Raw genomic sequence first — 12163 nt, 5'->3', positions numbered from 1 at the left:
GAAGTCTTATGTCGTTCTATTCTCAAGCATTCCAGCATCTCAAGTTGTCTTTGTCTTCGCACATTCTGTGGGTGACGCTCAATAATCCAGAACAAAGCAATGCGATTTCTTTAGAAATGGTCGACTCTCTTACGCGCGTTTTAAAACATGCTGATTTTGATCCGGCCGTGCGTGTGATTGTTCTTAAAGGCGAGGGCCCTACGTTCTGTGCCGGTGGCGATGTCAAAGCCATGCAAAATAAAACCGGCATGTTCGCAGGCGAAGGCAACGAACTTCGTATGCGCTACATTCACGGTATTCAACAAATTCCTAAATGTATCGAAGAACTTTCAACTCCGGTGATTGCAATGGTGAATGGTCCTGCGATTGGAGCAGGCTGTGATCTTGCAATGATGTGTGATTTGCGAGTGGGAACTGCGAAATCCAAATTCGGTGAGACGTTCGTGAAACTAGGACTTATTCCTGGCGATGGCGGGACGTTCTTCCTTCAACGCGTGATCGGCTTTTCTAAAGCCATGCAGATGTCTTTAACAGGCGATCTTGTGGCTGGGGAAGAAGCGTATCAATGGGGGCTTTTGAATTATTTTGTTGGGGAAGATGTTTTAGAAGCTGAAACACAAAAGATCGCCGATAAAATCGCAGCCAATGCACCAGTAGCCGTGCAAATGACAAAGAAAGCGATGAAGATGGCGTATTTGAGTGATCTCAATACGATTTTGGATTTGTCCGCGGCTTATCAGGGGATCACGCAAAGAACGGAAGATCATTTTACGGCGTTGCAAGCAATGAAAGATAAAAAGTCTCCGGACTTTCAAGGGCGCTGAGAAATCTTTTCGAGTTCTTCTGCGCGCGCTAAAAGATTTTCTTTTAAATTCTTTTTTTGTTCTTTTGAAAGGCTTTGCCAGAATTCTTCAATGAGAAATCTCTGAAAAGCCTTTGTATGTTCGTTGAGGGCTGTCGTGTAGGCCGGAAGTCTTACGGCTTCAAAATCGTCGTAAAAATCCGCTACGAATTTTTTTAATTTCTCGGGATTTTCTTTAGAATCCAAAAACTGCTTTAAGACAAATTCTTTGCTCTGGTTTTGCAATCGCCATGGATAAGGATGAGTGCTGATAAATTTCTTAATCTTTTCTTTCTGATCATTTGAAAGGCCGCCGATCCAAAATTCAATCGACCTGCGATAGCGTTTAAAGGTTTGATTTAAGGAATCTTCAGGAAGCTCATTGCTGCTTTCAGTTTCTTTGATCTCGTCTCGAAGTTCTTTGGCGAAGTGAGTGTATTGATCAGATTTAAGTTTCAACGAAACTTTGACAGCGGTGTTTTTAAAGTAAGCGGAAACTTTTTTAAAATAATTCTGAAATTCATCAAAATGGCGAGAGATCAGCTCGGCATTGGGTTTGTCTTTTTGAACTTCAGGTTCGATCTCTCGCAAAGTTTTTGCGACTTGAGGCAAAAGTTCTTTTTTGATATTCTGAATGTCCTTTTGCACGTCTTTACGAAGATCGTCGCGTTGTTCACTTGTAAGATTGAAATAGTCATCTGTTTTGGAAACAGCAAGATCATCAGCAAATCGGAAGAAAATATCCGATCTGTTGCAGGCACTTAAAGCTATGACAAAAAAAATCAGTAATGCATATCTCATTCTGCCTTTTGTTTTAAAACGGCTCTCCTTAAGAGAAAACCCTCCATGATAAGATACAGAATGAAACTTACGGTAAGACCAATACCTTTGAGCAGAGCCCAGGCCGTCGTGCTCCATGCCAGTGCGGCCCAAACGGCAAGTCCTGTGTGAATAGCAAAGAAAAATCCAGAGCGAATCGTGATACCATTCATCCGGGTTTTGACAATATCCGGAAACTGATGACCTTGTTGTTCAGCGAGATACACGAACAAAGGTTTTTTCATAATGACGGAGCCCCACAAGATCAAAGCGAAAAATCCTTCCATCAAAGCGGGTTGAAGTTTAAACCAAAGACCTTCAGACGAAATTAGTGAAATGCCTCCGAGAATAAAAAGCATTCCGTTTCCGAACCAAGTGAGCTTTTGAACTTTTTTATATTTATAAAGTTCCCAAGAAATTTCACCGACACCAAAAACCATCCCGGCAATAAGACCGGCCACGGTTCCATAATACTCTTCAATCAAAGTAAAGGCGATAACGGGAAGAAGACCCGCAAAGAAAAGACTGGCGGCTTGAGCTTTCGGACTGGCGGAAGAATTCGGTTGCATTAATTCGTTTCCAAAAAGTTAACGGGTTTTCCTTGCGGAAGCATCAGCACTTGATCGTTTTCCATCACAAGATGACCGCCCGCTATCGTGTGAGTCATCCATCCTGTCACAGACATGCCGTGAAACGGAGTCCATCCACAGCGACTGGCGATCCAAGAATTATCAATGGTCTTTGTTTTATTCAAATCAACCAAAGTGATATCAGCGTCAAAACCCTGGCGAAGACGGCCTTTGTTTTTGATTCCAAAAACGCGACAAGGATTTTCCGTTACCATCTCTACAAAACGACGTAAAGTCAGACGCCCCTCATGAACGTGATTCAGCATGATCGGAAGGAGTGTTTGCACTCCGGGAACTCCCGAAGGACTTTGCGGATAAGGACGCTCTTTTTCTTCGCGTGTGTGCGGAGCATGATCTGAACCAATCACGTCCACTGTGCCATCCAAAACCGCTTTCCAAATGCGATCTAAATGCCGCTTTTCACGGATCGGTGGATTTTGTTGAGCGTAAGTTCCCAAGCGATCGTAACAATCAGGCGCATAAAGTGTTAGATGTTGCGGAAGAACTTCGACAGTCGCAATATCTTTTTGATCTTTTAAAAGATCCATCTCTTCACCTGTAGAGACATGAAGGACATGGATACGGCGCCCGGTTTTGCGTGCTAAACGCAAAAGTCTTGTTGTTGAATTCACAGCTGTTTCAACATCTCTCCACACCGGATGATAGTGCGGATCGGCCATGTCAACCGCGATATGCTTTCTTTCGCGCAGACGCATTTCATCTTCGCTATGAAAAATCACACGGCGAGTGCCTTGGCGCAAAATTCTTTCGAGTGTTTCGTCATCTTCCACCAAAAGATTTCCCGTGGAACTTCCCATAAAAATCTTAATGCCAGAACAATGAGGTAATTTTTCAAGCTCTGCCAATTGGTCGACATTGTCATGAGACCCGCCAATAAAAAAAGCATAGTTGCTGTGAGCTCGACCTTGGGCTCTTTGAAGTTTCTCGGCGAAAGCTTCTTTCGTGGTCGTTGGTGGGTTGGTGTTCGGCATTTCAAAAATACTCGTAACTCCACCTAAGATCGCGGCCTTGGTTCCCGTTTCTAGATCTTCTTTGTGCGTGAGACCTGGCTCGCGAAAATGAACCTGGCTATCGATAATGCCGGGAAGGACATGCAATCCCTCCGCTTTAATCGTTCTGACAGCAGGATCTGTAATAGAGTCGCGAATTTTTTCGATGCGGCCATCTAGAATCCCAATATCGGCCTGTTGTTCGATCAAGCCAGTTCCCGAAGGATGGGGGAGTAAGCAGATTCCACCTTGAATAAGAAGATCAAAAGGGCGCTGAGACATGTATCACCTCGGATTCAAAAAACCATACCACTATACTCTATCGAAGGTCTAGCGTTGACGGGGCCTCTAGGATAGGTGAGAATTTGAATTGTGACATTTGATACATTTCTCTCCTTTTGGGATCAGCATAATACCGTCATCATCGAGGGCCTCGTTGCGCTCGTTCTAATTCTCTCTCTTTTCCTGGCGTATCGCAGTTTTTTTGCGAAAAAGTCCAGCGAGGGAGGTTCAGATTTGGGCCACGGTCTCGACGCGGCTCAACTTGAAAAAACATTGCAGAAGATTCTCGACAATCAAGCGCAGTCAGGAAAACCTGCGGCACGCAACGGTGGTGGAGCGTCTGAAGATTTTGGTTTGGATGTAGACTTAGATGAAATGGAAAAATCATCAGCGTCTTCTTTGAAAGCAACTGGTGCTGCGGTAGCGTCTGGAGAATCTGCCGCGGAAGTGTCACAGCTTCGTTTGTCTTTAACTGAAAGCCATCAAAAAATTGAAACTCTGCAAAAACAATTAAAAGAAGCATTAACGGCTGCAGAAGAAGCTGCGGCATCAGGTGGTGCTCCGGCAGCGGGTGTTTCTGAAGGCGGAGCCAATTCTGCTGCCAACGATGAACTTGCAGGTAAAGTTCGTGATTTAGAAGCGCGTCTGGCTGAATACGAAATCATCAGTGAAGATATCGCCGACCTTTCTCGTTATCGCGAAGAAAATGATCAATTAAAAAAAGAATTAGAAGGCCTTAAAGCAGGCGGCGCAAAACCAGCGGCCGCGGCGGCAGCGCCAGCTCCTGAAGCTCCGAAAGTAGAAGCGGCACCGGAACCAGAGCCAGCGCCAGCGCCAGTTCCTGAAGTGGCAGATGCTCAAGAAACTCAGGCGCAAGAACCTTCATCTGATTTGATCGATGATGAGTTGATGAGAGAATTTGCCGCAGCCGTTGAAGGTCAAAAAGCTTTAGATAAAGCCGCTGAAAAAGCCGGTGACGGCAGTGAAGCCGCGAAATCTGGTAACGATGAATCCGATAAGTTGATGAATGAGTTTGAAAACTTCGTATCAAAAAAGAGTTAGGCTATGAATAAGATTATTCTTGTGTCCGTTGTAGTTGCGGGATTATCTTCAAGTGCTTTCGCAGTCGGAGCTAAACCTTCATCTAGTACTTTAACTTCGGCGGTGGAAGTTCTTAAGCTTCCTAGTGAAAACCGTCGCATGGTGATTCAAGGTCAGGGCGATAAGTATTATCAGAACTTTATCTCTGTCGCATTTAACGAAGAACAACCCATGAACATGCGTTGGCGCGCTTTGATGGCGGCAGCCGAGGCTCGTGGCGAGAAATCGACTCCCGATCTTTTAAAAGCTTCCAATCATAAATATTGGTACATGCGTAACGCGGCTCTTGTGGCGTTGAGTGAAGTGAATCCCTCTCAAGGGGAGAAGCTTGCGCAAAAACTTCTGAAAGATAAGGCTTTGGTTGTTCGTTCCGCAGCCGTTGGGGTTTTAGAGAAATCAGCCTCTTCGGATGTTCGTGATCTTTTGTGGGAAGAACTCAATCAAGGTTACAATTTTAAAAACGCACAAAGTCTTTGGATCCGCCATCAGATCGTGGAAGTTTTGGCGAAGAAACCTTTAGATCGTGAAACTAAAATCTTTGCGGGATTGTTATCTGATAAAGACGACCGTCTTCATATCCCGGCTATCCGTGGTCTTGAAAAACTCACAGGCGTAAAACTTGGCGAAGGCAAAGTCACCAAGTCCGCTCTTGTTGGGATGTGGAAAGACTACGTTAAGAAAGAAAAAATCGAACTTTAATTGCAAGGCCTGTGTTTTTAGGCCTATTTTTTTTCTTCCACTAATACAAGCTTAGTATCGCGAATCTGCGCCACAGGCGTGATGATGGGTTCATTTAAATCAAGCTCTCGCCCCGTATTTTCTACGCGTTGGCGAATCAGTTCTTTCACGTAGGGTCCATCAAGTCTTAAATCACGAAACTTTTGTACTTGGCCCACTTCAATTCCGGTCGCACGAAAGAAAGATTTGTAAACAAGTTCCGAGCAGTAAATTAAATCATCAGACCACTCAAACCAGATATCATAGTCGCGTCCCATAAACGCTTCGACCTGTTTACGTAAATCTTGTTTTTGCGCCTCTTTAAGTCCAGGGACACGATAAATTCTGTAAGCGCCATTTTTGCCACGAGAAATAAAAGAAGACAGCGAAGTGAATCGTACCGGCTGTACGGCCTCCGCAACCTGCCATTGATTTTGTTTTAAAAAGAGCATTCCCACGTGAGTCCACTTTGAACCCGTGGCTTCCTGGATTGCTTTGGTTTGAGGTCCCTGGCTTTCATGAAAAATCAAGTCGCCGTCTTGATAAGTGACGGCAAAAGCTGAGTTAAATCCAAAACAAATAAAAGAGAGCAAAACAAGAATCGAAATTTTCATTTTTTGTCTCCAGGTAAAAACGTTAGAAATAAAAATAGGACGTAAACGAGCGGTTAATCAAGATACTTTGTCATTAAAGGTTATCTCTGTTAGCATTTTTGCATATGTGGAATCTAAAATTTAAAAAAACAGTGATCTTTGTCAGTGTATTGCTTCTTCATCCTATGGTGAATCCAAGCTCTTTTGCATTGGCGAAAAGAAAAACTCCTCCGAAAGCTTTCAGCTTTATTGCGGAAGGTGGAAAAGCGTCTCAGGGCGAATGTGACGGAGAACGCAAAATCCCTCGCAAGTTAAAACATCTTAAGGAATTTGCTAAATTCAGTTCGTACATGGGTTCCGAGTTGCAAGAACCCGAGATCAAAGGAAAAGCCGATGAAGAAATGTGGAAGCATTTTTTCAGAGTAAAAGCTTCTTGCAATACGGTTTTGGCGAAGACTCCTTCTTCTGTGCAAGATCCCACTTTGACGAAAACGAAGGCCGAGCTTCCGCCAGACGATTCTGATGATTCAGACAGTGACAGCGAACAACACGAAGGCCCGGATGCAGAATAGTTCTTGGGGTATGTTTTTTAATTCGCGCGCTTAAGAGCGTCGTTAACGATAAGCTCGCGTTCGATGCGATAGAAGATGATCTTCTCTTCAAGGCCATCGGATTCCATGGTTTCTGGTTCTGAAAAGAAATCTCTTAGAATTTCCATTCTTTTATCAACCGTCACGCGCACGGATTCGCGGCCTTCGGTTTTTCCTTTGGCAAATGTCAGCGTCAACTTGTAGCGAATGCCGCTTGATGGAGGACGTTGTTCATTTGGTGGAAGCCAGCCGTCGATGCCTTTGATGTATTCGGTTTCGATAACACCGGTGTCCTGATTTTCTTGAGCGATAGGATATTTAAGAACAGCGTGAGCGGCTCTCCACACTTGGTCGTAGGTGGCGAAGAAAACTTTTTGTTTGTTGATTTGTCCCATGCGGGCATGGGCAGAAGGTTTCTTGTCGAACAAGCTGCACCCAAAAAGAGTGCAGCCTGTGATAATCACAAGTCCAAGAAGTATTTTTCTAGAAAGAGATTGAGCTGTGTGTAACATGTGTTGCGGCTTCGATCATAGCAGGTCCGAGGGCTGCTTGTGAAGCAGTTTGGCTGCCGACGAAGTTTACTTCCCAGCGTTTTTTACCAGGAATCGCAGAGTCACTTGGCCATTGGGGCAGTTTCATACGCTCAAGCCAGTTTTGTGCGTACACTTCCCATTGAGGCATATAGATTTTCACTTTCGCGTTACCTTGCTGAACTTCCTCTTCTTTAGAAAGCACAGAGTAAGTCGCAATCGGATTTACACCCGCCACAGAGCTAAACTTCGGCATCAAGATCTCATCACCTTGGATCGTTGGATCAGGGATCAAAGGAAGCATTGACGGAGTCGCACCTGCTGCAAAAGGAAGCAGGGTCGCACTCATACGATCTCCGCCGCTTTTCATGTCAGCTGATTTTTTTAGAACACCCAAAACAAGTTGCTCAGAGCCAGGCAGCGTATTCAAAGCCATTTTCTGACCTTGTGCGAGTTTTTTCACATCTGTCGGGATGAGGTAGCCGGATTGGTTCGCTACGCCGACGGCGATGAACATTTCATCTGCGCGATATTGAGGAGCTGTCAGATTTTTTGGTTCTGAGAAGTTCAACTCGCGAGTTGGCATATCCAATTTTGTTTGGCCGGATTTGATTTCGATGTCGCGAACGGCTCCACCGTTGATTTTGAAATCGTTGATAAGTTCGTAGAACTCAGCTCCGCCACGCAAAGCATCCACTGTAGATTTAAACGGGAAACGACCGCGAGCTGCGAACACGCGACTGATGCCGGGTTGTCCGTAGTAAATGCGATACGTTGGTTTATCCAAAGTGATTGTGAACAAAGAATACTTTTCGCTTTGTTTTGGCAAAGAGATATTCGCCGGAACATCGATGTCTTGGCCCATCGCTGAAATGCGATCGTACTGCGGGCTGATAACATTATTAATATCGAAAGCCAGCATGTCTTGTTTCGTAAATGCAGGCATCACAAGTCCGAAGTCGACAAAGCCATCTTTATCTTGGATCGGAAGACCTTGAGTTCCGCCACGCACTTCGTGCTGAACCTTTGAAGACACTGCGCGAAGTTTGATCGTCAAAGCGCCTGGCTCTTGCGCCATATAAGTCGTGCGCATATAGCCCGGAGCTTGAACTGTGACTGCTTGAGCCGAAGTCCATCCCGCTGGAAGCTCCACCTGACCATTTGCATCCGTCGTCAGGAAGTTGCCTGAAAAAGGAGCATTCAAGGCATCGCCGATCAAAATTTGAGCACCCGCAAGAGGCTGGTCATCAACAGTTTTGATTGTGATAAGGTTTGTTTGTTGTACCCAGAACAGACTTGAAAAAGTCGTGGGCTGCATTGAAGTTGGCTTTTTAGATTTATCGTCCTTAGAACAGCCAATAAGTAGCGCTGGCACCGCAAGTGCCATCATCAGTTTTTTCATATAAGTCCCCCTCCGTGGTTTTCTTACATCATCTGTAATTGCACGGCGGAATAGGGGGTAAGGTCAAGACCTAAGGCGAGGAAACTTTGGAATATTCAGCATATTTCAAAAAACGTAATTTAACGCAAAGCCCAGGATTGACATAATGCACGTCCCCAATTAAAAATCCTGCTTCACGCATTTTGCGCCAAAACGCAATTTCTGTGATTCGTGTGGTGGGGTAGCTCAGCTGGTTAGAGCAACGGAATCATAATCCGTAGGTCGGCGGTTCAAGTCCGCCTCTCACTACCAATTTTAAAATGCCTGGCAATCGCCGGGCTTTTTTTTTGCCCAAAATTCAATGACTTACAATTTTTGAATGGGTGTTGCGATTAGGCTGATCGGCGATTTACCATCAAAATGCAATGAGGTGGCAGGTAATTACTTGCTTTGAATAGGATCAGTTTGCCTTTGCTTTCGATCTTGTCGAAGGCCGTTCTGCCCTACACTGGAGAGAATCTTTGTAGCGCTCTGGCTGGCGAGACGTTTTCCATCCGCCTAAAGCTTGCAGAGCAAGCTTGTCGCCTTCGTGTGCGTTATTTAAGAGCTCGAACCATAGACAAAAGTCTAAGTTTGTTGCTCTCATTTTGTTTACAGACATTGACGGTGGCCTCGATATATTTAAAAATGTTTATATCTCTTAGGGAGAACTTTTCGTTTTTTTTGTTAAGTTCTGTGCCGGGTGTTTCACCAGGCCGTGATGGATTGATTAGATTTTACCGCCAAATTATAGCGAAAGCTTTCTACGAAACCTTCCGCTAAAATTTGGCGCTCTTAATGTAAGAGATATTTTTGATGTTTGAAAATTTAGCCACCAATAATACTGCAAGTGCATTGTTGAGCGAGTTGAAAAATGCATTATGCAGTGAAAAGGCTTTCCTAAGATATAATAGACCCTTTATTTTTGTTTGCGGTGGTAACGATAAAAAAAATGGGGAAACTACTATATTCTCTGTTCGAAGCAAGTTTCTTGCCTATGCAGCAACAGAGCTCCCGGATTATGAAATAGTGTTAGCTGAAGCCGCCGCCGAGTCTGCAGATGGTCTCAATCAGATTCGTTATAATAATATAGCCTTATTTGAAGAAATCTTAGCTGATATTTCCGACTGCGTGATTATCTTTCCTGAGAGCCCTGGGTCTTTTGCCGAAGTCGGTTATTTTGCGAAAAGTGAAGAAATACGAAAAAAGACTCTAATTGTTAATTGCGGGGACGAGCAAAAAGATTCTTTCTTGAACAAAGGGCCCATTGATTTGATTGATCGAGAGTCTGATTTTCGCACGAAGGTACATATAGATTTTAAGGCCCAAGTAATTGAATTTGATCGTGTTAGGACTCGTCTTCATGAGCGCATTAACGGTTCAAATAAAAGCTCAAAGAAAATTCTTCAAAAAAATTTCAAGGAAATGGATCATCGGCATCGTCTCCATTTGATCTATAAGATCATCGATATTTTTGGTGCTATTTCAATAGAAGATCTTAAAGAAGTCATTTTGCATCTATTTGGGCAATTCGAGTTTCGTGAGCTAAGGGATTACGTTGGGATTCTTAAAGGAATTAAATACGTCGATATCTACGAGGCCGATGGCTCATTGGTGGTGAAAAATAATAATGCCGTCCACCCACTTGTTGAACTTAGAAACATTGATGAGAACGTGCTTCTTCTCAAAGTGAAAAGTTATTATAAAAGAATTCGACCTCAATTATTCCAAGTTAAGGAGTTTGTGCTGTGATTCTGGAAATGGTAGCTGAGGTTTCAGGACTTACTCAGTGGGGATTGATGGCGTTTGCCAATACAGCATCACATCGATATAAGGTATATAAAATTCCGAAAAAGAAGGGTGGCACTCGAACTGTCGAACAACCATCAAAGGAAGTAAAATTTCTTCAACGCGTGCTCATTGAGATGTTGTTTTCGAGGTTGCCCGTTCACTCTGCGGCGACAGCATATGTAAAAGGTAAAGGAATTGCTCATAATGCAAATCAGCATGTGCGGAGCAAATATTTCGTTAAGTTTGATTTTTCCGACTTCTTTCCGTCTATCAAAGCTCACAATATCCAATCAATGCTTAAGAGAAATTTAGAGGCGAGAGGAATTAACTTACCAGCAAGTGATTTGACTTTAATAACAAATATTTGCTGTAAGAAGGGACAACTCGTTATAGGTGCTCCATCTTCACCGATTCTGTCAAATTTGATTATGTATGAATTTGATAAAGAGTTTGCAGAACGGATGGCAAATAGAGGCGTTGTATATACACGCTACGCAGATGATATATGTTTGTCATCCGAGTATCCGAATCGTTTAAGTGACTGTGACAAGGAGATAATGTCAGTGTTATCGGACTTCACGGATCTCAAATTAAAATTGAATACAGCCAAAACTGTCCACGTTTCAAAAAAGAAGAAGGTAATTATAACTGGAGTGACAGTTACAAGCGATTCGAGTTTAAGTGTTGGTAGAGTTAGAAAAAAATTTTTGAGAGCGAAAATTCATCGAGCGTTGACTGGAAATTTGTCTCCGGAGCATATGAAATCTTTAGCTGGAGAAATTGCATATATTGATTCTATTGAGAGCGGTTTTTATCGCAGTCTTATTGCAAAATATGGAGATGAGCTGAAAAATAAATTAAATTCAGCCAATTGGGATGCCAAATGGGTCAAGAAATAGGGGCATCGCATGTACCGTTTAATTCGAGAACAAGACTTTCTGGTGTTGCGGGTATGTCCTCTATTAATCATATATTCTCAGACTAATTTCCAAAGATAGTCTCCGAAAATGTGTCTGGCGATGTGACAGATAATATGCTCAGTAATTCCCGCTTCTTTTTGTACTTTAGGAAGATATCGAGAGAATTGCTTATCAGTCAGAAGGTACTTATGTGTGATATTTCCACGACAATAACTTCTGATGACCTCTTGAGCATATGTAACTCAGGGATGTACTGATGGATGAAATCATCGTACTCGTAATTATAGGCGGATTATTAATACTTAATTTTGGAGCGACGACGGCTGCGGCTTTGAGCATTGTAATAGGATCATCACAGGAATTCTCTTCAAAGAATGCCGGATCGTATGCTTTTGCTTTTCGTACATGGTGGCCATATTTTGGCTGATTGGATTCACTCAATTCTAATCGGCTAACGTGGGTGACCGTTTGCTGTCACCCACGAATTAATTAAAGGCGAGCAAACATATTCTTCAGACGATTAATCTGAGCTTGGAGGTCTTTGATCTCACTCTCCTTTGCATTCATATAGCGCTGCTCGTCCACGCTTAGCGTTTCTCTTCTTTGATCCATCTGAGCGACCTCTACCGACAAGTCTTCAACCTTCCTTTCAAGGTTATTTTTATATGATGAGATTTCCATTTTCCGATCAAGTGGATCTGTGAGAAGAGGAGGAGTGATTTGAATATCACTTATAGGCATTGATGCTCTGGCTTTATAATCCTTACCACATCGTGGACAGTAAAATTCTTCTGTTTCATTGTGGCCATCTTGCTTAGTAATATGCACGGTTAAATGAGCAGTACACTCACACTGAAATTGGTTGTTCTCCCCATAAGGGAACATAGCAGAATTACTCATTTTCACCCCTCAAATATAAA

Annotated in this window: 13 protein-coding genes and 1 tRNA gene; 7 read left to right on the top strand and 7 right to left on the bottom strand. The window is 43.3% G+C overall.

The genetic code is table 11. The annotated features are described in order from the left end of the window. The first annotated feature begins 8 nt into the window (after positions 1 to 8). Positions 9 to 824 (top strand): enoyl-CoA hydratase-related protein, encoded by an 816-nt coding sequence (locus AAAA78_RS12360; RefSeq protein ID WP_340592352.1) that lies wholly within the window; start codon positions 9 to 11, stop codon positions 822 to 824. On the opposite strand, the gene AAAA78_RS12355 is transcribed toward AAAA78_RS12360, so the two are convergent. Genes AAAA78_RS12355 through AAAA78_RS12345 form a run of 3 tightly spaced genes read right to left on the bottom strand, consistent with a single transcriptional unit; the run spans position 812 to position 3581 of the window. Beyond that, positions 812 to 1642, bottom strand: a complete 831-nt coding sequence (locus tag AAAA78_RS12355; protein WP_340592351.1) for a DUF6279 family lipoprotein — start codon at positions 1640 to 1642, stop codon at positions 812 to 814. The two genes, AAAA78_RS12360 and AAAA78_RS12355, sit on opposite strands and share 13 nt — an antisense overlap. Continuing rightward, the gene (locus AAAA78_RS12350; RefSeq protein ID WP_340592350.1) at positions 1639 to 2229 is read right to left on the bottom strand and encodes an inner membrane-spanning protein YciB; all 591 of its coding nucleotides are present in this window, start codon (positions 2227 to 2229) and stop codon (positions 1639 to 1641) included. Before AAAA78_RS12350 ends, AAAA78_RS12355 begins: the two co-directional genes overlap by 4 nt. Further along, on the bottom strand, positions 2229 to 3581 hold the full coding sequence (locus AAAA78_RS12345) for a dihydroorotase (protein WP_340592349.1): 1353 nt from the start codon (positions 3579 to 3581) through the stop codon (positions 2229 to 2231). The genes AAAA78_RS12350 and AAAA78_RS12345 overlap by 1 nt, the downstream gene beginning before the upstream one ends. Before the next feature lie 234 nt (positions 3582 to 3815). Between AAAA78_RS12345 and AAAA78_RS12340 the strand changes: the two genes are divergently transcribed. Together AAAA78_RS12340 and AAAA78_RS12335 are read left to right on the top strand one after the other, a co-directional pair. Then, the gene (locus tag AAAA78_RS12340; protein WP_340592348.1) at positions 3816 to 4643 is read left to right on the top strand and encodes a hypothetical protein; all 828 of its coding nucleotides are present in this window, start codon (positions 3816 to 3818) and stop codon (positions 4641 to 4643) included. A 3-nt stretch (positions 4644 to 4646) separates the two neighbouring features. After that, positions 4647 to 5381, top strand: a complete 735-nt coding sequence (locus AAAA78_RS12335) for a HEAT repeat domain-containing protein (protein ID WP_340592347.1) — start codon at positions 4647 to 4649, stop codon at positions 5379 to 5381. A 23-nt stretch (positions 5382 to 5404) separates the two neighbouring features. Here AAAA78_RS12335 and AAAA78_RS12330 read toward each other — a convergent pair whose 3' ends face one another. After that, positions 5405 to 6013, bottom strand: coding sequence for a YiiX/YebB-like N1pC/P60 family cysteine hydrolase (locus AAAA78_RS12330; protein ID WP_340592346.1), 609 nt, complete (start codon positions 6011 to 6013; stop codon positions 5405 to 5407). Positions 6014 to 6117: 104 nt separating this feature from the next. On the opposite strand from AAAA78_RS12330, the gene AAAA78_RS12325 reads away from it, so the two are divergent. Next, positions 6118 to 6564 carry a hypothetical protein gene (locus tag AAAA78_RS12325; protein WP_340592345.1) on the top strand — a complete coding sequence of 149 codons (447 nt, stop codon included), beginning with the start codon at positions 6118 to 6120 and terminating at the stop codon, positions 6562 to 6564. 17 nt (positions 6565 to 6581) lie between these two features. Here AAAA78_RS12325 and AAAA78_RS12320 read toward each other — a convergent pair whose 3' ends face one another. Both AAAA78_RS12320 and AAAA78_RS12315 read right to left on the bottom strand, forming a co-directional pair. Next, positions 6582 to 7094 carry a hypothetical protein gene (locus tag AAAA78_RS12320; protein ID WP_340592344.1) on the bottom strand — a complete coding sequence of 171 codons (513 nt, stop codon included), beginning with the start codon at positions 7092 to 7094 and terminating at the stop codon, positions 6582 to 6584. Beyond that, complete coding sequence (locus AAAA78_RS12315; protein WP_340592343.1) at positions 7066 to 8514, bottom strand: hypothetical protein; 1449 nt, start codon at positions 8512 to 8514, stop codon at positions 7066 to 7068. The genes AAAA78_RS12320 and AAAA78_RS12315 overlap by 29 nt, the downstream gene beginning before the upstream one ends. A gap of 214 nt (positions 8515 to 8728) precedes the next feature. On the opposite strand from AAAA78_RS12315, the gene AAAA78_RS12310 reads away from it, so the two are divergent. The 3 genes from AAAA78_RS12310 (at position 8729) to AAAA78_RS12300 (ending at position 11222) form a co-directional block, all read left to right on the top strand. Then, positions 8729 to 8805 (top strand) — tRNA-Met (locus AAAA78_RS12310). A 543-nt stretch (positions 8806 to 9348) separates the two neighbouring features. Beyond that, positions 9349 to 10284 carry a retron St85 family effector protein gene (locus AAAA78_RS12305; RefSeq protein ID WP_340592342.1) on the top strand — a complete coding sequence of 312 codons (936 nt, stop codon included), beginning with the start codon at positions 9349 to 9351 and terminating at the stop codon, positions 10282 to 10284. Next, positions 10281 to 11222 (top strand): retron St85 family RNA-directed DNA polymerase, encoded by a 942-nt coding sequence (locus AAAA78_RS12300; RefSeq protein ID WP_340592341.1) that lies wholly within the window; start codon positions 10281 to 10283, stop codon positions 11220 to 11222. Before AAAA78_RS12305 ends, AAAA78_RS12300 begins: the two co-directional genes overlap by 4 nt. Positions 11223 to 11732: 510 nt before the next feature. Here AAAA78_RS12300 and AAAA78_RS12295 read toward each other — a convergent pair. After that, a complete protein-coding gene (locus tag AAAA78_RS12295; RefSeq protein ID WP_340592340.1) occupies positions 11733 to 12143 on the bottom strand; it encodes a hypothetical protein in 411 nt (136 codons plus the stop codon). Between the last annotated feature and the right edge of the window lie 20 nt (positions 12144 to 12163).

This window comes from Bdellovibrio sp. BCCA (genome assembly GCF_037996825.1).
Classification (GTDB): domain Bacteria; phylum Bdellovibrionota; class Bdellovibrionia; order Bdellovibrionales; family Bdellovibrionaceae; genus Bdellovibrio.
Note: the sequence above shows the minus strand (reverse complement) of the source record. Positions and strands in the feature narration are given on the sequence as shown.